The organism is Kibdelosporangium philippinense (assembly GCF_021390435.2).
GTDB classification, from domain to species: domain Bacteria; phylum Actinomycetota; class Actinomycetes; order Mycobacteriales; family Pseudonocardiaceae; genus Kibdelosporangium; species Kibdelosporangium philippinense.
In genome coordinates this window covers 439,543-458,070 of record NZ_JAJVCN010000002.1, presented here as the reverse complement: position 1 = coordinate 458,070, position 18,528 = coordinate 439,543, and the positions used below count along the sequence as shown (strand labels likewise).

At 66.1% G+C, this 18,528-nt stretch carries 20 protein-coding genes and 2 pseudogenes; 12 read left to right on the top strand and 10 right to left on the bottom strand.

Annotation, left to right across the window (positions count from 1 at the left end; all coding sequences use genetic code 11):
* Positions 1-7: 7 nt before the first annotated feature.
* From LWC34_RS20970 to LWC34_RS20960, 3 genes and pseudogenes are all read left to right on the top strand, one after another.
* Positions 8-946 (top strand): annotated as a pseudogene (locus LWC34_RS20970) (aldo/keto reductase).
* Positions 947-1,014: 68 nt separating this feature from the next.
* Positions 1,015-1,902 (top strand): SDR family oxidoreductase, encoded by an 888-nt coding sequence (locus LWC34_RS20965; protein WP_233726867.1) that lies wholly within the window; start codon positions 1,015-1,017, stop codon positions 1,900-1,902.
* A gap of 13 nt (positions 1,903-1,915) precedes the next feature.
* Positions 1,916-2,383 (top strand): pyridoxamine 5'-phosphate oxidase family protein, encoded by a 468-nt coding sequence (locus tag LWC34_RS20960; protein ID WP_233726866.1) that lies wholly within the window; start codon positions 1,916-1,918, stop codon positions 2,381-2,383.
* Here LWC34_RS20960 and LWC34_RS20955 read toward each other — a convergent pair.
* Positions 2,377-2,667 (bottom strand): YciI family protein, encoded by a 291-nt coding sequence (locus LWC34_RS20955; protein WP_233726864.1) that lies wholly within the window; start codon positions 2,665-2,667, stop codon positions 2,377-2,379. The genes LWC34_RS20960 and LWC34_RS20955 overlap by 7 nt on opposite strands.
* 307 nt (positions 2,668-2,974) lie before the next feature.
* Here LWC34_RS20955 and LWC34_RS20950 point away from each other — a divergent pair, with 307 nt between their 5' ends.
* From LWC34_RS20950 to LWC34_RS20935, 4 genes are all read left to right on the top strand, one after another.
* Positions 2,975-3,556 (top strand): SigE family RNA polymerase sigma factor, encoded by a 582-nt coding sequence (locus LWC34_RS20950; protein WP_233728794.1) that lies wholly within the window; start codon positions 2,975-2,977, stop codon positions 3,554-3,556.
* 101 nt (positions 3,557-3,657) lie between these two features.
* On the top strand, positions 3,658-4,800 hold the full coding sequence (gene nagA / locus LWC34_RS20945; protein ID WP_233726863.1) for an N-acetylglucosamine-6-phosphate deacetylase: 1,143 nt from the start codon (positions 3,658-3,660) through the stop codon (positions 4,798-4,800).
* 10 nt (positions 4,801-4,810) lie between these two features.
* Entirely contained in the window at positions 4,811-5,086 is a 276-nt protein-coding gene (locus tag LWC34_RS20940; RefSeq protein ID WP_233726861.1) for a hypothetical protein, read from the top strand.
* A 40-nt stretch (positions 5,087-5,126) separates the two neighbouring features.
* Positions 5,127-5,804 carry a DedA family protein gene (locus LWC34_RS20935; protein ID WP_233728792.1) on the top strand — a complete coding sequence of 226 codons (678 nt, stop codon included), beginning with the start codon at positions 5,127-5,129 and terminating at the stop codon, positions 5,802-5,804.
* Between the two features lie 55 nt (positions 5,805-5,859).
* On the opposite strand, the gene LWC34_RS20930 is transcribed toward LWC34_RS20935, so the two are convergent.
* Positions 5,860-7,233: an FAD-binding oxidoreductase gene (locus LWC34_RS20930; protein WP_233726860.1), complete on the bottom strand. Its 1,374-nt coding sequence runs from the start codon at positions 7,231-7,233 to the stop codon at positions 5,860-5,862.
* A gap of 185 nt (positions 7,234-7,418) precedes the next feature.
* Between LWC34_RS20930 and LWC34_RS20925 the strand changes: the two genes are divergently transcribed.
* The 4 genes and pseudogenes from LWC34_RS20925 to LWC34_RS20910 all read left to right on the top strand — a co-directional run bounded on the left by LWC34_RS20925 (position 7,419) and on the right by LWC34_RS20910 (position 10,831).
* Positions 7,419-8,309, top strand: coding sequence for an alpha/beta hydrolase (locus LWC34_RS20925; RefSeq protein WP_233726859.1), 891 nt, complete (start codon positions 7,419-7,421; stop codon positions 8,307-8,309).
* Positions 8,310-8,358: 49 nt separating this feature from the next.
* Positions 8,359-9,249 (top strand): TIGR03564 family F420-dependent LLM class oxidoreductase, encoded by an 891-nt coding sequence (locus tag LWC34_RS20920; RefSeq protein ID WP_233726858.1) that lies wholly within the window; start codon positions 8,359-8,361, stop codon positions 9,247-9,249.
* Between the two features lie 25 nt (positions 9,250-9,274).
* A complete protein-coding gene (locus LWC34_RS20915; RefSeq protein WP_233726856.1) occupies positions 9,275-10,207 on the top strand; it encodes an alpha/beta hydrolase in 933 nt (310 codons plus the stop codon).
* Between the two features lie 35 nt (positions 10,208-10,242).
* A pseudogene (locus LWC34_RS20910) lies at positions 10,243-10,831 on the top strand (DedA family protein).
* Here the strand turns inward: LWC34_RS20910 and LWC34_RS20905 are convergent.
* From LWC34_RS20905 to LWC34_RS20880, 6 genes are all read right to left on the bottom strand, one after another.
* Positions 10,828-11,235: a VOC family protein gene (locus LWC34_RS20905; protein WP_233726854.1), complete on the bottom strand. Its 408-nt coding sequence runs from the start codon at positions 11,233-11,235 to the stop codon at positions 10,828-10,830. The pseudogene LWC34_RS20910 and the gene LWC34_RS20905 sit on opposite strands and share 4 nt — an antisense overlap.
* Positions 11,236-11,367: 132 nt before the next feature.
* Complete coding sequence (locus LWC34_RS20900; RefSeq protein ID WP_233726853.1) at positions 11,368-11,976, bottom strand: nucleoside/nucleotide kinase family protein; 609 nt, start codon at positions 11,974-11,976, stop codon at positions 11,368-11,370.
* Positions 11,963-12,766, bottom strand: coding sequence for a PfkB family carbohydrate kinase (locus LWC34_RS20895; RefSeq protein ID WP_233728790.1), 804 nt, complete (start codon positions 12,764-12,766; stop codon positions 11,963-11,965). Before LWC34_RS20895 ends, LWC34_RS20900 begins: the two co-directional genes overlap by 14 nt.
* Positions 12,766-13,569, bottom strand: coding sequence for an ATP-binding cassette domain-containing protein (locus LWC34_RS20890; RefSeq protein ID WP_233726852.1), 804 nt, complete (start codon positions 13,567-13,569; stop codon positions 12,766-12,768). The genes LWC34_RS20895 and LWC34_RS20890 overlap by 1 nt, the downstream gene beginning before the upstream one ends.
* Complete coding sequence (locus LWC34_RS20885) at positions 13,566-14,537, bottom strand: ABC transporter permease (RefSeq protein ID WP_233726851.1); 972 nt, start codon at positions 14,535-14,537, stop codon at positions 13,566-13,568. The genes LWC34_RS20890 and LWC34_RS20885 overlap by 4 nt, the downstream gene beginning before the upstream one ends.
* Positions 14,538-14,541: 4 nt before the next feature.
* Positions 14,542-15,546 (bottom strand): substrate-binding domain-containing protein, encoded by a 1,005-nt coding sequence (locus tag LWC34_RS20880; RefSeq protein ID WP_233726849.1) that lies wholly within the window; start codon positions 15,544-15,546, stop codon positions 14,542-14,544.
* Positions 15,547-15,662: 116 nt separating this feature from the next.
* Between LWC34_RS20880 and LWC34_RS20875 the strand changes: the two genes are divergently transcribed.
* Positions 15,663-16,655, top strand: coding sequence for a LacI family DNA-binding transcriptional regulator (locus LWC34_RS20875; RefSeq protein WP_233728789.1), 993 nt, complete (start codon positions 15,663-15,665; stop codon positions 16,653-16,655).
* Here LWC34_RS20875 and LWC34_RS20870 read toward each other — a convergent pair.
* Both LWC34_RS20870 and LWC34_RS20865 read right to left on the bottom strand, forming a co-directional pair.
* Positions 16,652-17,380 (bottom strand): SDR family oxidoreductase, encoded by a 729-nt coding sequence (locus LWC34_RS20870; RefSeq protein ID WP_233726848.1) that lies wholly within the window; start codon positions 17,378-17,380, stop codon positions 16,652-16,654. The two genes, LWC34_RS20875 and LWC34_RS20870, sit on opposite strands and share 4 nt — an antisense overlap.
* A gap of 9 nt (positions 17,381-17,389) precedes the next feature.
* Entirely contained in the window at positions 17,390-18,502 is a 1,113-nt protein-coding gene (locus LWC34_RS20865) for a glycoside hydrolase family 76 protein (RefSeq protein ID WP_233726847.1), read from the bottom strand.
* Positions 18,503-18,528 lie beyond the last annotated feature (26 nt).

Genomic DNA, 18,528 nt, shown 5'->3' with positions numbered 1-18,528 from the left:
TCGACGCATGACGAACATTGCCGGGACGGACCTCGACGTCTATCCACTCAACCTGGGCACGAACGTTTTCGGGTTCACCGCGGACCAAGCGGCGTCGTTCGAGATCATGGACCGCTACGCCGAGGCGGGCGGCAACTTTCTCGACACTGCCGACAGTTATTCGGCGTGGGCGCCAGGACATGTCGGTGGTGAGTCCGAAACGGTCATCGGCTAATGGCTGGCCGCACGGGGAAACCGCGACGACATCGTGATTTCCACCAAGGTCGGCGCGCACCCGGAGTTCAAAGGCCTGTCCGGCCCGGTCGTGAAAGCCGCGGCCGAACCATCGCTCAAACGGCTTGGCACCGACCGGATCGACTTGTACTGGGCACACTTCGACGAGCCGGAGATTCCGGTCGAAGAGACCGTCGGCGCGCTGACCGAACTGGTCCAGGAGGGCAAAGTCCGGTACGTCGGCGCGTCAAACCTCAGCGGTGAACGGATAAAGCAGTCACTGGCAGCGTCCGACAAGGACGGTCTGGCACGATATGTCGCGCTGCAGCCGGAGTACAACTTGGTGGAGTGCAAGCGTTACGAGTCCGAGTACGCGCCAATCGCTGCCGAGGAGAACCTGGCCGTGTTCCCGTATCTCGCACTGGCGCACGGATTCCTGAGCGGCAAGTACCGCGGCCGGGAAGGCGACGGCGGCGGCAGCGTCCGTACCCAGCTGGCGCAGAAGTACTACGACGATCGCGGCAAGGCCATTCTGTCCGCATTGGACGAAATCTCGGCCGCACACAACGTGCCGGTCGGCAGTGCGGCGCTGGCGTGGCTGCGGTACCAGCCGAACGTCATCGCACCGCTCGCTGGCGCGCGCACGCCGGAGCAGCTGCCCACGCTGATTCAGTCCGTGACGCTTGACCTGAGCCCCGAGGAGCTGGCGAAACTCGACCAAGCCTCTTCCTGACTGCCAGTAGCTTACTGGCGGTAGGTTACTGTACGGTCGGGTCAGCGGACCGAGGTGAGGAGGCCCCAGTGGCGAGCGTGCGAGGCAAAGTCGTCCTGATCACTGGAGCCGCCCGCGGGATCGGCGCGGGCCTGGCCAAACGCCTCGCCCAGCAAGGCGCCAAGGTCGCGCTGGTCGGCCTTGAGCCCGAGGAGCTCAAGCGGGTGGCCGCGGACTGCGGGCCCGATGCCGCGTTCTGGGAAGCCGACGTGACCAGCTGGGACGCGCTCGAGAAAACCGTCGATGACGTGGTCGAACACTTCGGCGGGATCGACATCATGGTGGCCAACGCGGGCATCGCGGCGACGGGTTTCGCCAGGTCGATCGACCGGGCCGCGTTCGAGCGCGTGATCGAGGTGGACCTGCTCGGCGTCTGGCGCACGACCCGCGTCTGCCTGCCGCACCTGATCGAACGACGTGGCTACGCGCTGCTCGTCTCGTCGGCCGCCGCGATCCTGCACATCCCCGGCAATGCGGCGTACAGCGCGGCCAAAGCCGGTGTCGAGGCATTCGCCAACAGCCTGCGTGCCGAGGTCAAACACCTCGGTGTGGACGTCGGCGTCGCACATCCGACCTGGATCGCCACGGACATGGTCAACAGCGCCGACAAGCACCCGGTGTTCGGCTCGCTGCGAGCGAGCGCGCCCGGCCTAGCGGGCAAGACGTACCCGCTGTCGGTCGCGATCGACCTGATCAGCGAGGGCATCGCGAAGCGGTCGCGGGCGATCCACGTGCCCGGCTGGGTCGGCGCGATCAAGCTGATCCGCGCGCTCCTGCCGCGCCTGGTCGAGCTGTCCACCAGGCGGTTCATCGGGGAGGTCGACAAGGCCGCGATCGAGGACATCGCCAAGCGTGGCAGCAAGGAAGCCAGCATCGTCGGCCCCGGCGCGCGGGCTGACCTGGACGCGCGTAAGTAGTTAGATCAACGCCATGTCGCGCCGCGAGCAGATCAAGATGACGCCCGACGAGGTGCGCGCGTACCTCGCCGCGGGCAGGGTGGCCAACGTCGCCACGATTGGCCCGAAAGGCCGCCCGCACCTGGTGCCGGTGTTCTACATCCCGGACGGGGACGGCATCGCCACGTGGACTTACGGCACGTCACAGAAGGTCGCGAACCTGCGCAGGCTGGCGCAGGCGACGGTCCTGGTGGAGACCGGTGTGTCCTATGAGGAGCTGCAGGGCGTGTCGCTCGAATGCGATGTCGAGATCATCGAGGACACCGAGCAGATCGTGCGGATCGGCACCGACCTGCTCGGCAAGATGTCCGGTGGCAACGACGACGTGGTCACGGCCGCCGCGCAGTTCATCCGGCTGCAGGCACAGAAACGCGTCGGCCTGGTGTTCCGGCCGACCAAGGTGGTCAGCTGGGATCACCGGAAACTCGGTGGTACTTACTGAGTCTTGGGCAGCCAGGACCCCATCCTGATGTTCCACTCCCGGACTTCCCGCTTGGCCACGACGCCGTCGGTCGAGTACGGGTCCTCGGCGAGGAGCTTGTCCAATTGGACTCGGTCCTCGACCTGGTAGACCACGAACCCGCCGAGGTCGTCGGCGAATGGCCCGGCGGCGACGACTAGGCCCCGATCCACGAGTCCACGCAGGTAGTCGCGGTGTGCCGGGCGCACGGCGTCGAGCTTGTCCCGGTCGGTGGTGTAGGTGACATCAGCGGTGTACCAAGCCATGATCGGAACTCTAGTGGTGTGTCTCGGAACGTTGCTGGGTTATTCGGCGGATCCAGGTTTTCGCTGGGCGTGCCGGACGAAGGTGCCTGTACCGGGTTGTACCGGCGCCTTTGGCCGGTGCGTCCAGCGGGAAGCTGGGCCGTCGAGAAACCCGGCGAACGTTTCGAGACGCGCCACTACCCTCAAGGTTGTGCTTGATCAGACGCTGTGAGGAAGCGGTCTGACCGATACCCTCAACGTCGTGACAGGTCACGGCGACAACTTCGGCGGCAACCAGCCGTCGCAACAATTCCAGGGTGGCGCTCCGATGTGGCCGAGCCCGGAGCAGAACGCGGAACGCAGCGTGGAGAGCACCCTCACCCGGCTGCGCGCGCTCGACGGCGGCTCGATCGCCGAGGCACCGGCCCGGCTGACGCTGGAAGACCTGTACCGGATGCACCGGATGCGGCTGGTCCGGCTGGCTCTGCTGCTGGTCGACGAGCCCGCGACGGCCGAGGACGTGGTGCAGGAGGCCTTCACCGGGCTGCACCGGCATTGGTCCAATCTGCGTGACGGCGCGGCAGCAGTCGGCTACTTGCGTACCGCCGTGGTCAATGGGTCGCGCAGTGTGCTGCGTCGCCGCAAGACCGCCCGTGACTACACGCCGCCGCACGCGGTGAACGCGCGTTCTGCCGAGAGCCTGGCGATGCTCACGGCCGAGCACCAGGCCGTGGTCCAGGCGCTTTCCCAGTTGCCGCCGCGCCAACGTGAAGTGCTGGTTCTGCGGTATTACGGCGGTTTGTCCGAAGCCGAGATCGCCGACGCGGCAGGCATCTCCAAGGGCACCGTGAAGTCCACGGCGTCGCGTGCGCTGGACGCGCTGCAGAAAATTATGGCGGGTCCCGCCTGACGGGATTGCGCCTGTGCACAGGCCATTCGTACTCGTGCGGGCGAGTGACGCTCGCATGTTGGTATAGACCAATCGCGGGTCTATGACCCATCATCGTCAGCATGACTCACCTGGTGATCAGCGGGGGCAAGGTCGTGACGCCCGACGGCGTCCTCGATCCCGGGTGGCTGGAAGTCGAGAACGGCACCATCGCCGCGCTCGGTCCGGGTTACCCAGAGCAGTCCGGCGCCCCCGTGACGGATGTGGCCGGCGCATGGGTTGTGCCCGGTTTCGTGGACATCCACTGTCACGGTGGCGGGGGCGAGGCGTTCACCGACACCGACCCGTTGCGAGTGGGCACCGCGGTCGAGGCCCATCGCAGGCACGGCACCACGACGATGCTGGCCTCGCTGGTCTCCCGGCCGGTTCCCGAGCTGGTCAACCAGGTCGCGGCGCTGTCCGAGATGGTCCAGGAGGGCCTGCTCGCCGGTATCCACCTCGAAGGCCCGTTCCTGTCCGCGGCTCGCTGCGGCGCGCACGACCCGGCGATTCTCGTCCCGCCGGACCCCTCGTCGATCCGCAAACTGCTGGCCGCTGGCGACGGCGCGATCAGCATGATCACCATCGCGCCCGAGCTCGAAGGAGCCGTCAACGCGGTACGCACGCTCGTGGACAACGGCGTGATCGCGGCGATCGGCCATACGGACGCGACCGAGGCGACCGTGCTTCCAGCGATCGACGCTGGCGCGACCGTGGCCACGCATCTGTTCAACGGCATGCGGCCGCTGCACCACCGCGAACCCGGACCAATTGGCGCGTTGCTCGACGACCCGCGCATCACGGTCGAACTGATCGTCGACCTCGTCCATGTTCACCCGACCGTGGTACGGCTGGCCGCACGGCACGCCGGACCCGGCCGGACCGTGCTGATCACCGACGCGATCGCGGCAGCCGGGGTCGGCGACGGCGTCTACGACGTCGGCGGGCTCGAGGTCACAGTGATCGACGGCGTCCCTCGGATCGCCGGTGGCGGTTCGCTGGCGGGCAGCACGCTGACCATGGACGCGGCTTTCCGCAACCTGGTGCAGGGCTGCGGGCTCACCATTCGCGAGGCGGTCACCGCGTGCGCGACCAGGCCTGCCGCGCTGCTCGGACTGGGCGAGGAAACCGGATCGCTGACCGCCGGGCTGGCCGCCGACTTCGTCCTGCTGGACGCCGAGCTGCGGCCGACCGGTGTGATGGCCCGCGGTGAATGGGTGAAGTAGCGTTGGCCGCGTGGCCAAGGACAAAGATCCGGAGCAGCTGCTCGCCGAGGCGTTGCGGGCGCAGGCCGTCCAGGTGACCGGCCCGCCGGCGACCCCTGGATTCGGGTTGTTGTCCGGCGACGACCTCGGGCTGGCTTCCCGCGTGCAGACCCAGGCTTTGGCCGAGGAGCCGTACGTGGAAATCGAACCGCCGCGCGAACGGCTCGGCGGCTGGGCCATCCTGCTTCTCGCGCTCGTGTTCGGCCTCGCGTGCGGTGCCGTGGTGGGACTGCTCACCGTGCTCTGAGGTTTCCGGGGTACCGTGTCTGGCCGTGACCACCAACACCATGTCGTTCCTGCCAAGCTGGCTGAGCGCCGAGGGGCTGCTCACCGGGCTCGGCGGGTTCATGCTCGTCGGCCTCTGCCTGGTCATCTTCGCCGAATGCGGGCTGCTGGTGGGTTTCTTCCTGCCTGGCGACTCGTTGCTGTTCATGGCCGGGCTGTTCAGCGCCAAGGGCATCATCACCGAGCCGCTGTGGCTGCTCTGCGTCCTGTTGGCCGTGTGCGCGTTCATCGGTAACGCGACCGGCTACTGGATCGGCCGCTGGGTCGGCCCGAAACTGTTCAACAAGCCGGAATCCCGCTTGTTCAAACAGGAGTACGTCACCAAGACGCACGAGTTCTTCGACAAGTACGGGCCGCGGGCGATTGTGCTCGCCCGGTTCGTCCCCATTGTCCGGACGTTCATCACCGCGATCGCCGGTGTCGGCAAGATGGACCAGAAGAAGTTCTTCACCTACTCGGCGATCGGCGGCGTGCTCTGGGCGGCCGGGCTGACCGCGCTCGGCTCCGTCCTCGGCCAGATCGAGTTCGTGCGCAACAACATCGAGGCCATGATCATCCTGATCGTGCTGCTCTCGGTCGTGCCGATCATCATCGAGGTGGTCAAGGCCCGCAAGGAGAAGAAGCATGCGGCCGCAGCGGCGGCGGCGCAAACCCAGGTGCTGCCTCGCATCGAAGGCTGAAAGCCCTCGTGAGTGGTTATCCGTGTTCTAACCCGGATAACCACTCACGAGCTTGTCAGAACATCGATCCCGGGTTGAAGAGGTTCCCCGGATCGAGGGCGTTCTTGATGGCCCGGTGGACGCGCATGCCCACCGGGCCGATCTCTTTCTCGAGCCATTCTTTCTTGATCCGGCCGACGCCGTGCTCGCCGGTGATCGTGCCGCCCAGCGACAGCGTCACCTCGAGGATGTCGTCGAAAGCCTTGCGTGCCCTGGCGAACTCGTCCTCCGAGGACGCGTCGTAGACGATCGTCGGATGCATGTTGCCGTCGCCAGCGTGGCCGACGACCGCGATCCGCAGCCCGCATTCCTGGCTGATCCGCTCGCAGCCCGCCAACATCTCGGCGATCCGGGTACGCGGCACGCACATGTCGTCGGTCAGCCAGGTCCCGTAGATCTCCAGCGCGGTCAGCACCACCCGCCGCGCCTGCAAAAGCATCTGCCCCTCAGCCAGATCATGGGTCGTGTACGCGAGATCCGCGCCCGCGCTGCGGCAAACCTGTTCGATCACTTCGAGTTCGTGCCGTGCGGCCTCGCCACCCGCGTCGGACTGGCACAGCAGCAACGCTGCGCATCCCTTGCCCGTGCCCAGTTCCGTCTTCAGGTACTCCTCGGCGGCCGCGATGGACGTCGCGTCCATGATCTCCATCAGTGACGGCACAAGGCCTTCCCGCACGATCCGGGTCACCGCGTCGCCAGCGGCCTCGATCGTCGAGAACGACGCGATCGTGGTGCCAGGGGCTTGCGGCAACGGCCGTAGGGCAACCGTGATCTCGGTGACGACACCGAGCGTTCCTTCGCTGCCAATGAAAAGCTTCGTCAGGTCGTAACCCGCGACGCCTTTGACAGTCCGGCGACCCGTCCGCAGCACCTCGCCGTCGGCGAGCACGACTTCCAAGCCCAGCACGGAGTCCGTCGTGACGCCGTACTTCACGCAGCACAGCCCGCCAGCGTTGGTGGAGATGTTGCCGCCGATCGTGCACCAGTCGTAACTGGACGGATCCGGCGGATAGAACAGGCCGTGCTTCTCCACGGCGTTGCGGAATTCCAGGTTCACGATTCCGGGTTGGACGACGGCGAGCCGGTTGTCCGGGTCGATCTCCAGGATCTCCTTCATCCGGGAGGTCACGAGCATGACGCAGCCGTCGATCGCGTTGGCCGCACCGGAAAGCCCGCTACCAGCCCCTCTCGGCACGATCGGCACCCCGAATTCCGCACAGGTCCGGACCACTGCCTGCACCTGGGCGGTGCTGGACGGGAGCACGACAGCCAGCGGCGAGCCATACGGCGCCAGCGGCATCATGTCGTGCTCATAACTGCTGGTCACGTCGGGGTCGACGATGACAGCACCGGCGCCCAGCTCCGCTCTCAGCCGCTCTGCCAAAGTCACGATGTTTACCCTAACGCTTTGGCTGGGGATCCCCCTAACAAGTCTTTCGGAGGGCAGCGAACTAGCGCCTTCGTGATCTACAGTGATGGTTGTCACGTCATGGTCGACGAGGCATCGGGGAGGCGATTCGCGTGCTTGAGCTACCTGCTACCCCCAGTATGGCGAGCCGTCTGTTGGCTCAGCTGATGATGCGTAGTCTGCGCGTGCTCGGCGGCGTTGTCCGGCCGGGAACGACACCGTTGAGAATCGTCCGTGAGGCCTTCGACGCGATCGGGTGGACGCCCTTGCCGCGTGGCACCAAAATCAAGCCGATCACTGCCGGCGGTGTGCCTGGTCTGCTTGTCACCGCGAAGGAAGCCCAGAATTCCAGCGGGATCATGCTGTATCTGCACGGCGGCGGGTTCGTCTGCGGGTCACCGCGCACGCACCGGCAGCTGGCGTCACGCATCTCGGCGTCGACCGGCATGCCGATTTTGTTGCTGGACTACCGTTTGGCGCCGGAATATCCGTTCCCGGCCGCGGCCGAGGACGCGCTTTCGGCATACCGCTGGCTGTTGAGCGAGGGTTACCAGCCATCGCAGATCGTGGTCGGCGGGGACTCGGCAGGCGGGCATTTGACGGCGTGCTTGTTGGCGGACATCGCGCACGACAAGCTGCCAATGCCGTCGGCCGCGATCATGCTGTCGCCGTTCCTCGACTTGACCGGTGCCGAGCTGGCTTCACGGGATCTGGCTTTGCGGGATCCGTTCGTACCGCCGGATTACGCGATCTGGTGCGGCCTGGCGTACGCGGGCAACACGGTGTTGACGCATCGCCGGTTGGACGTGCTGAAGGTGCGCAAGCGCGGCTGGCCGCCGGTGCTGATTCAGGTTGGCGGCACGGAATGCCTGCAAAGTGACTCCGAGCGGATGGCCGAGTCGCTGCGGCGCGCCGGTGGTTACTGCGATCTGCAGGTATGGCCAGGTCAGGTACACGTTTTCCACTGGTTCGCGCCATGGCTACCGGAAGCGAACGCGGCACTGAAGCACATCGGCGAGTTCGTCCGGGAAGTCTCTTCGGAGATTGTTGCCGCATAAGGAAAGAACATCCCAGTTCGGCGAGTTGCGAACAAATATGACAATAGGGGTGTCACTTCCGAGCAACGCACCGGTTGGCGCCAACGCGGTGGACACGTACATCGAACTGACCCGCGCGGCCGCTGGGGTCGGCCTCACGCAGATCTGGTTCGCCCAGCTCTTTGACATCGACGCGATATCCGTTGCCGCACTGGCTGGCCGGGCGGTTGCGGGCATCGAGGTGGGCACGGGCATCGTGCCGATGACCGGCAGGCATCCGTTGGCCGTGGCGCAACAGGCCAACACGGCACAGGCGGCCACCGGCGGCCGGTTCACGCTCGGCATCGGGCTTGGCGCCAAGGCAGTCGCCGAGAGCTCGTTCGGCGCGACCTGGGACCGTCCGATCAAACATCTGCGGGAGTACTTGCAGGTGCTCAGGGTGGCCACGAGCGAGCACGACGTCGACTTCCAAGGCGAGACCGTGGTCGCCAAGAATTTCTTGCCTGCCAAGGTTCCTGGCGCGACGCCAATGCCGATCATTGTCGCGGCAATGGGTCCACAGGCGTTGAAGGTGACCGGCGAGCTGGCCGACGGCACGATCCCGTTCCTCGCTGTGCCCAAGGTGATCGAGCAGGACATCGTGCCCGCCCTCCCGGAGACTGCCCGGGTCGTCGCGACCTTCCCTGGCTTGGTCACGAGCAACGTCGACGAGATGAAAGCCGTGGCACGCCAGCAGCTCGACATCTACGGTCAGATCCCGTCCTATCGAGCCGTGCTGGACAAGGCAGGTCTGGACCACGCGGTCGAGGCCGCGGTGATCGGCTCCGAGGAGGACCTTGCCGCCGAGGTGCGGCGGTACTTCGACGCGGGCGCGACCGATGTCGTGGTCAGCCATACCGGCATTGGGTCGGCCGAGGATCGCGAGCGCACATGGGCCGCGTTGGGCCGACTTGCGCGTTAGTTGACGACCTGTCAACAATCACCCCATGGACATTCCGGTCACAGCCAGTGAACAAAGTGTCCGGCTGGAGCGGTTCTTTGCCACGAGGGTGCGGCCGGTGGCGGACCGTTGGGTCGCTCGTGGCGTCCAGCTGCGCGCGATCCGCCGGTTCGCGGACTCCGGCGGGTTGCAGCGCCTGCCACGCGGCTCGAAGGTCTGGACGGCCAACTACGGCCACGTTCGCGGTACGTGGGTGCAGGCGACGGGCGCGAGCGTCACCAACGGCATCCAGCTGCACTTCCACGGTGGCGGGTTCGTGTTCGGCTCGCCGCGGTCACACCGGAGCCTGGCGCTGGTGATGTCCCGCCGGACCGGACGGCCGGTGTTCCTGCCGAACTACCGGCGCGCGCCTGAGCATCCGTATCCAGCGGCCGCCGATGACTGCCTGACCGTCTACCGGCGGCTGCTCGATCGAGGCATTCCAGCTGGGAAAATCGTGGTCTCCGGGGACTCCGCGGGTGGGCATCTGACCGCGTGCCTGCTGGCGGATGTGAAACGGCACGGGCTGCCGATGCCGAGTCACGCCGTTTTCTTCTCGCCATGGCTCGATCTGAGTGGCGAACTGGCCGCGGCACGGGACTTGGTCCATCGGGACCCGTTCGTGGCTCCAAGGGCCATCCAGAACTGCCGCCGGGCATACCTTGGCGACCGGGACCCACGCGCCGAGCGACCATCGGTGCTCACGGCCGACAAGTCCGGATGGCCGCCGTCGCTGATCCAGGTCGGCGACACCGAGTGCCTGCTCGACGACGCACGGCGACTCGCCGATTCCCTTCGTGCCGCGGAAATCCCGGTCGAGCTGCAGGAGTGGCCCGGCCAAGTGCATGTCTTCCAAGCGTTTTCCAACTACGTGCCGGAAGGGCGGCAGGCAATTCGTTACGTAGCCGAGTTCCTGGCTGACGTACCCTCCGTCGGGTGAACCTGGTTGGCTGGTTAGCCGCGAACGGCCCAGTGATGGTCTGGCTGATTGTGCTCAGCTTCGTGTTCGTGGAATGCGCCTTCGTCGTCGGCCTGTTCCTGCCCGGCGACTCGCTGCTTTTCACCGCCGGACTCGTACTGGCCCAGCACGGCTCACACCACGTCGAGGCGTTGGCGCTTTCCATTGCCGCGACCGTTGTCGCCGTCGTGGGCAATCAACTCGGGTATCACATCGGCCGCAAAGCCGGGACCTCGCTGACCGGGCGGCTCGGCGGCAAGGTGCTGACCGTCGAAAAGCTGGCCAAGGCCCGTGACTTCCTGGACCGCCGCGGGTTCTGGGCGATCGTGCTGGCTCGCTGGATCCCGTGGATTCGCACGCTGGCGCCGATGATCGCGGGCGCCGCCGCGATGGACTCACGCAGGTACATGGCCGCGACCACTATCGGAGCCGTGATGTGGGTACCGACCCTGGTACTGCTCGGCTTCTACGGCGCAGGCCTGCTCGAGCAGTATCCATGGGTGGTCACCACCGCCGTCGTCGTTGGCGTCGGCTTCTTCATCGTCTTCAACCGCGTGGGGTCTCTGGCGTTACCGCCAGGAGATGCGCAAACCAGTCGCTGCCTAGGGCTTCTCTGCCCAGAGGACCAACTGGATTCCGTCCGGATCGCGTAAGGCGACCACGGCTTTGCCCGCGCTCTGCTCTTCGGCGATCGGCGAGAACATCACGCCGTGCTCCTCGAGCCGGTCGGTCCATTCGGTGAGACAGGCCCCATCGGGCACCGAGAACGACAGGTGATCCAGCCCTGGCTTCTTCTCGTCGAAGACGCTGCCGGCCGCGTACGGGTGCTGGATCAGGGTGAGCGCGAAGCCGTCGCCTGGGCCGCGCAAGAACACCTTGCGCACGCCGAGCGCGTCCTCCTCCTGGGTTCCGACCACGCTGAACCCGAGGACCCGCTCGTACCAGGGGACGCTGCGATCCACGTCGGTCACGGTCAGCGCGATGTGATGCACGCCGCTCAACGTGGGCATTTCGGTCCGTCCTTTCGTGCGGCCACTAAAGATCGGGGAAAGGCCGCCCCGCCATAGTGCCGCACGACTGTCTACAAATCCGATGTCGTGAGCACGCTGTTATAGGACTTTCCACAGCGCGAGACTCGGCCGCTATCCACGTAGCACGAGATCGGCGCGATCCGCGGTCGCGTTGATCACGGTTGCGTTGCGTTCATCGGACCCCAACGCTCTGTCACGAGCTTCGGCCGGGCTGCGGCCGAACGCTTCGTGCCGCGCGATCAGCCTTCGGTGGCGTTCTTCCTCGTCAGGCCGCAGAAACCAGACCTCGTCGAGCAGTTCACGGACCTCGCCCCACGGTTTGTCCGGCACGAGCAAGTAGTTGCCCTCGGTGACGACCAGCCGTGTGTCCGGGAACACAGGGACCGCGCACGCGACGGGCTCTTCGATCTCCCTGCGGAACTCCGGGGCATAGACGATCTCGTCGGACTGATTCCGCAATCGTTGCAAGAGATTGACATAACCGGGACCGTCGAAAGTGTCCAGTGCGCCCTTGCGCTCGGCGCGGCCGAGCCTGGCAAGCTCGACCTGCGCGAGGTGGAAGCCGTCCATGCCGACGTAAACCGCCTGGTCACCAAGGGCTTCGACCAGCTCGGCGGCCAACGTCGACTTACCTGCGCCCGGTGCGCCACAGATCCCCAGCATGGCCCGGCCACCCACGGCTAACCCGCGGGCCCGGTCAACCAGTTCAGCGAAGTTCATCGCGCCAGCTCGCTCCTTCGTGCTGTACCCGCAGACCAGCGATGCGGTTGGCGTATCGGATCAAATCCGGCATATTGGCGACTTTCGGAACCTGGCCGAGTCGCGCCACCCCCAGCGCGAGCGCGCCGTGCCAGACGTCGCCGGCGCCCGAGGTGTCTTTGGTTTCCACTTGCGGCACAGGGACTTCGCCACGGTCGGATCCGACGAACCACTGCACCGGATCGGGCCCGTGCGTCCGGGTCACCACCGGGCAGTCGACCGGATCGGTGAACGCCGACGAGCACGCGCACACGTCAACCATCGGCAGCAGTTCATCGAACACCGGTTTACGACTGCCCGCGTCCAGGATCACCGGGACCTCGGCCCGAGCGGCTTCGAGCGCGAGCGCCGGGTGGTGCCCGTCAAGCAACACAGTGTCCACATCAGACAGGTCGATCGTCGCGGACGCCGTTATGCCAGAAGCGTTGTGCGATACCACTGTCCGCTCACCATCACGTTCCCGAACCGATACTGCACTCAGCGTCGGTGGCTCGGCGCGATCGGGCATGACGTCGACGACTTCGACGCCGTACTGCGCGAGATCACGCTTTGCCAATTCCGCCAAGGGATGCGAGCCCAGCACGGTCACCAGGCGGACCGCGGCGCCAAGCGCGGCAATGGTGATCGCCGCGTTCGCCGCCGGTCCGCCTGCCACCAATTCGACCGAGCTGGACTGCACCTTCTGCCCTGGCACCGGTAGCACTTCCACGCGTTGGACGAGATCCACGGTGCACAGGCCGACCGCGAGGATCAACGACCCAGCCCCGTGGTGACGCCCACTTCCTGGATCGTGCCGTCCTCCGCCATCCGCAACGCCCCGGTGAGCAGGCCGACGACCTCGTTCATCGAGTGCGTCTTCGGTGAGACGACCGCGACCCGCTTGCCCAGCCGGTGCACATGCACGCGGTCGGCGATTTCGAAGACGTGCGGCATGTTGTGGCTGATCAGCACCACCGGCAGGCCACGGTCCCTGATCCGCCCAATCAACTCCAGCACCTTGGCGGACTCGGCGACACCCAGTGCGGCCGTCGGCTCGTCCATGATCACCACGCGGGTGCCGAAGGCGGCGGCACGTGCCACCGCGACCGCCTGCCTTTGCCCACCGGACAACGTTTCCACGGGCTGGGTCATCGACTTGATGTTGATCCCGAGGTCGTCGAGCACGCTACGCGCCTCGGCCCGCATGCCTTTGGAATCAAGCAGCCGGAACACCGCACCAAGGAATCCGGGCCGCCGTTTTTCCCTGCCGAGGAACAGGTTTGTCGCGATGTCCTGTGCCTGTGCTAGCGCCAGGTCTTGGTAGACCGTCTCGATTCCGTGCTTACGGGCGTCCAGCGGGCCGTGGAAGTGCACGAGCTCGCCGTTGACGTAGATCTCGCCTTCGTCCGGGATCACCGCACCGGACAAGGCTTTGATCAGCGTCGACTTGCCCGCGCCGTTGTCGCCGACCACCGCGAGAACCTCGCCGGGCTGCAGGTCGAAGTCGGCGCCGTCCATCGCGGTTACCTTGCCGTACCGCTTGACCAGGCCTTTCGCTTCCAGTACCGGAGTCATCGCTGCCTCCCTCGGGAGAACCGGTCCACCGCGACCGCGGCGATCACGAGCACGCCCGTGGCCACGTCCTGGTACAGGTTGTCGATCCCGGCCTGCGTCAGGCCGCTGCGCAACACCGCGACGATCAGCGCGCCAACAAGCGTTCCGATCACGCTGCCGCGCCCGCCGAAGAGGCTCGTGCCACCGATGACGACCGCGGTGATCGAGTCGAGGTTACCGAGCTGGAACGCGTTCGGATCCGCGTTGGGCACGCGGCCAAGTGCTTGCCACGCCGCGATTCCGTAGATCACACCAGCGACGATATAGACGCCGAGCAAGCTGCGGCGGACGTGAATCCCGGACAGTCGCGCGGCTTCCGGGTCGTTGCCGACCGCGTAGACATGCTTGCCCCACGCCGTGCGGGTCAGCGCGTACCAGACCCCGATGTACATCACCAGCATCAGCAGCATGCCGAAGGTGATCTCGATCTGGCCGAACAGATACTGCTTCTGGCCGAGGAAGCCGAGCGTGTCGTCGGTGACCGGGAAGCTCTGGCCGGACGCGTAGATCCGGCTGACCGCGGTCACGATGGTCAGCATGCCGAGCGTGACGATGAAGGGCGGCAACCGGAACACGGTCACGACACCGCCGGTCACCGCGCCGATCGCCGCCGCCACAACGACTCCGAGCAGCAACGCGACGATCCCGGGCATGCCGGACAGGAGCACCATCTTGGCCATCAGCAAGGTCGCGAACACCGCGATCGCCGCGTTGGCCAGGTCGATTCCGCTGGTCAGGATGACCAGGGTCTGACCGAGCGCCAACGTGCCGATCACCAGCGACTGCTGGACGACCAACGACAGGTTGTCCACGTTGAGGAACGTGTCGGTGGCGAAGGAAAAGACCACCACCGCCACGACCAATGCGATCGCCGGACCGATCGCGGGCGTACGCAGGATGAATTCGCTGCGTTCTTTAATTGTCGTCATCGGCTCAGCCCCAGCAGTTCTGCAAGCCCCACGCGGTGTCCTGACTCTGGATTCCGGCAACCGGTTTGTCGGTGATCACGGTGACACCGGTGTTCACGAATCCAGTCGGCTTCTTTCCGGTCTTGCCGAATTCCACAGCCGCCTGAACGCCTTGTGCCGCCATTTTCTTCGGGAACTGCATGACGGTCGCGACGACTTTGCCGTCCTTGACGTCGGTGACGCCCTGGCACGAGCCGTCAATCGAGCCAATCACCACCTGCGCCGCGATTCCCTTGGCCTGCAACGCGACATACGCACCCCGCGCGGCGGGCTCATTGAGCGTGTAGACGGTGTTGACCGAGGTGTCGCGCTGCAGCAGGTTCTCCGTCGCCGTCTGCGCCTTGTTCTGCTCGCCGTTGGTCGCCTCGACGCCGAGGATCGCGGGGTTGCCGTCCTGCAGGCCCATACCCTGCAGGAATCCGGCGTGCCGCTGCTCGCTGACCGACGAGCCGGGCGTGCCGTCGAGCATGATCACCTTCGGCGCCTTGCCTGCCAGCGTGGCCTTCACATACGTGCCCTGCATGCGGCCGGCCTCGGTGTTGTCACTGGCGAACGTGGCGTCGACGGCGTCCTTCGGGGTCGTCTCGGTGTCCAGCGCGATCACCAGGACGCCGCGGTCGCGCGCGGTCTTGATGGCGCCGAGGATGCCGGTCGAGTTGTTCGGCGTGATCATGATCGTCTTGGCGCCTTGCTGCACGAGGTTCTCGATCGCGGCGACCTGTCCCTCGTTGTCGCCGTCGAACTTGCCAGCCAGCGCGATCAGTTCGGCGCCGGACGCATCGGCTTCGGCCTTCGCCGAGTCGCGCAGCGCGACGAAGTAGGGATTGGAGTCGGTCTTGGTCACGAGACCGACCTTGATCTTGCCGCCTTCGGCGGGTTGGCCACCACTGCCGGTCTTCTGGCTGGTACAACCACTCACGGCGAATGTGAGCAGACCGGCGGCGATGATGGCGAGACCGCGTCGTCCCATGACTTCCCTCCCTGGCGTGCCTGGTTGCGGGGAAGTTAATGATTCACTTAGCCTGTCGCAACCGTTTGCGCAAACGCTTGGCGTGTCTTTGCTACAGGGAGACTGGCTTGGTCACCATGAAGGATGTCGCCCAGATGGCGGGCGTCTCCATCACCACGGTGTCGCACGTGGTCAACTCCACGCGTGCGGTCGCACCGGAGACCAAGTTCAGGGTGCTCGACGCGATCGAGCGAACCGGGTACACCGGGGACGCCATCGCCCGATCGTTGGTCACCGGCGGCACCCGATCGTTGGGTGTGGCGATCTCGTTGGTGGCCAATCCGTACTTCGGCGAGCTGATCCAGGCGATCGAGCACGAGACCACCAAAGCGGGCTACACGTTGGTGCTCACCGACACCCACGACGAGCAGGCGACCGAGCAGTCCGCGGTCCGCACGCTGCGCTCCCGCCGCGTCGACGGGCTGATCCTGACGCCGTCCCCGCGTGCCGCCGCGACCGTGCTGCCCGAGCTCAAGCAACTGGGCATTCCGATGGTGCTGGTCGACCGGCTGACCGTCGGCCAGGACTTCGACCAGGTCGGCCCGGAGAACGTGCACTCCACGTCCGCGCTCGTGCAGCACTTGGCAGAACTTGGCCACAAGCGCATCGGCATGGTCAGCGGCGCGGACGGCCTCGCCACGACATCCGAGCGCGTGCTCGGCTACCGCCTCGGGCTCGGCCGGTCCGGCCTGACCTGGGACGAAGACCTTGTCCAGTCCGGCGAGTCGCGCGCCGAACCTGCCTCGGCCGCGTTGGGCCGGTTGCTCGACTTAGACAATCCGCCGACCGCGGTCGTCGCGGGCAACAACGTGATGTTGTCCGGTGTCCTGCACGAAGCCCGCAAGCGTGATTTGAAGATCGGCAGGGAACTCGCGGTCGTCGGTTATGACGACGTGGAATGGGCCGATCTGCTTGATCCGCCGATCACCACAATGGCGCAGCCGATCGCGGAAATCGGGAAAACCGCGGTCCGGATGCTGCTCAACCGAATCGCGGATCCATCCCGGCCACCGCAAACCGCACGGTTGCAGCCGGAGTTGAAGCACCGCAATTCCTGTGGCTGTTTTTAACGGCCACCGCTGATCGTCACGACCGACCCGGTCACGAACGAGGACGCGTCCGACAGCAGCCACATCACGCCGTCCGCGATCTCCTCTGGCTGCCCGCCACGTTTCATCGGAATCAGCGGCGCGGTCTTGGCGACGCGATCCGGTGCGCCAGCAGCCTCGTGCATCTCGGTTTCGACCAGGCCTGGCGCGACACAGTTGACCCTGATGCCTTCGTTGGCGACCTCAAGGGCCAGCCCCTTTGTCAAGGTCTCGACGGCGGCTTTGCTTGCCGCGTAATGCACCCATTCGCCGGGTGACCCGCGATGCGCTGCGGTGGAAGAGATGTTGACGATCACGCCACCGTTTCCGCCGTGTTTGGTGGACATCCGGCGGACGGCTTCCCGGTCGCACAGGAACGTGCCGACCACGTTGACTTCGAGGACATCCCGCACGGTCTGGACGTCATGCTCGTCAAGGCGCGCGATCCTGTTGCCGGTGATGCCCGCGTTGCACACCAGCCCGGTCACCGGCCCCAGTTCAGCGGCTTTGTCGAACAGGCGCCGCACATCCGCTTCGTCGGACACGTTCGCCTTGACCGCGAGGCCGCCGGTCTCCTTCACTACCGCTTCGGCGGCGGCCGCGTTGCCGACGTAATTCACGACCACCTTGTGCCCGGCCTTGGCCACCGTTTTGCAGATCGCCGCACCGATACCCCGACTGCCCCCGGTCACGATCACCACACCCATGCGACCACACTAGTGGGAACGCTCAAGCAAAGCGGCCGCTTCGAGAATCATCCAGCCACCCAGTTGCGACGCCAGCTCCCGCTCGGGAATCTTGTGCCGCGGTGACCTCGGCACACGGGACGGGACTGTCCAATCTGGACCGTAGAGCGGCCCTCCCCTTGCCACCGCACGGTTTCGCCACGCGGCCGCCGCACTCGTCAGGACAAGGCGTTCCGCCACATGGCTGGCGGCCATACCCGTTGCCGACGCTCCGGTCAGCGCTGGCAGTCTGAGCGCGGCCAGGGCCAGGTAGCGCGCCAGGATCCCGGTGTAGATGCCGCCGTCATCACCGCCTTGCCCGCGTAGCACGCCGTTGTTCGCCAGGTGTTCGGAAACCGCGATGATCGTGCGCTCGGCCCGTTCGGCCCACACTGGGTCACCGACCGCCAGCTCCAGGCAAACACCTAGGTAGACGCCCTGGATGTAGGTGTACGCCTCTTTGATCGTCTCGCGAATCTCGCCGTCGAGATTCACATGCAGGCCAACCCAGACCAGCCCGGTGACCTCGTCGAGCAGCGTGTCTTCCATCCACTCGGCGATCGCCCGCGCGCGTTGCAGGTCGACCCGGTCGCCACATCGCGCCAGCAGGATCGTCGCCGGGCCGTTCACGCGCACGCTCTTGAGGTTCTCGTCCGCCCGCGACCACAACCCACCGCCCGCATGGTCGGTCCACGCGCTGCGCAAGCCTCGGATGATGTCGCCGACCGCGATCCTCGACGGCGTGTACTGCGACGCCCGCAGTAACGCCAGACCGAGCCAGGCCGCGTCACCGTAGTCCTCGGTCACCCAGCGCCGACCGTGCCGCAGCCGGACGCTGCGCACGATCCGGGCGATCGAGGTCGCACGGGCCGCTGTGGGGTTCCGCTCCTGCGCGTCGACGAGACAGTCGATCAGATGAGCCTGCGCGAAGTAATTCCACCTTCCGAACAACCGCTCACCCCGAGTGGGTGGCCAGCCGTCCACACCGAGCAACGTGCCAGGGCGCGCCCATAGCCGGCGCAGGTGCCTGGCCTGCACACCCAACTCCGACACCGCGGCGCGCGCCGCCCACAACCGGGCGGTGGCGACGAGCTCTCTAGCCATATACGCCATGGTGCTGTCTGGATCGG

Coding starts and splice junctions, on each gene's coding strand:
- LWC34_RS20960 (WP_233726866.1), top strand. CDS start 1,916: ATGTCGCGCCGCGAGCAGATCAAGATGACGCCCGACGAGGTGCGCGCG.
- LWC34_RS20955 (WP_233726864.1), bottom strand. CDS start 2,667: ATGGCTTGGTACACCGCTGATGTCACCTACACCACCGACCGGGACAAG.
- LWC34_RS20950 (WP_233728794.1), top strand. CDS start 2,975: ATGTGGCCGAGCCCGGAGCAGAACGCGGAACGCAGCGTGGAGAGCACC.
- nagA (WP_233726863.1), top strand. CDS start 3,658: ATGACTCACCTGGTGATCAGCGGGGGCAAGGTCGTGACGCCCGACGGC.
- LWC34_RS20935 (WP_233728792.1), top strand. CDS start 5,127: ATGTCGTTCCTGCCAAGCTGGCTGAGCGCCGAGGGGCTGCTCACCGGG.
- LWC34_RS20925 (WP_233726859.1), top strand. CDS start 7,419: ATGATGCGTAGTCTGCGCGTGCTCGGCGGCGTTGTCCGGCCGGGAACG.
- LWC34_RS20915 (WP_233726856.1), top strand. CDS start 9,275: ATGGACATTCCGGTCACAGCCAGTGAACAAAGTGTCCGGCTGGAGCGG.
- LWC34_RS20905 (WP_233726854.1), bottom strand. CDS start 11,235: ATGCCCACGTTGAGCGGCGTGCATCACATCGCGCTGACCGTGACCGAC.
- LWC34_RS20900 (WP_233726853.1), bottom strand. CDS start 11,976: ATGAACTTCGCTGAACTGGTTGACCGGGCCCGCGGGTTAGCCGTGGGT.
- LWC34_RS20890 (WP_233726852.1), bottom strand. CDS start 13,569: ATGACTCCGGTACTGGAAGCGAAAGGCCTGGTCAAGCGGTACGGCAAG.
- LWC34_RS20885 (WP_233726851.1), bottom strand. CDS start 14,537: ATGACGACAATTAAAGAACGCAGCGAATTCATCCTGCGTACGCCCGCG.
- LWC34_RS20880 (WP_233726849.1), bottom strand. CDS start 15,546: ATGGGACGACGCGGTCTCGCCATCATCGCCGCCGGTCTGCTCACATTC.
- LWC34_RS20875 (WP_233728789.1), top strand. CDS start 15,663: ATGAAGGATGTCGCCCAGATGGCGGGCGTCTCCATCACCACGGTGTCG.
- LWC34_RS20870 (WP_233726848.1), bottom strand. CDS start 17,380: ATGGGTGTGGTGATCGTGACCGGGGGCAGTCGGGGTATCGGTGCGGCG.
- LWC34_RS20865 (WP_233726847.1), bottom strand. CDS start 18,502: ATGGCTAGAGAGCTCGTCGCCACCGCCCGGTTGTGGGCGGCGCGCGCC.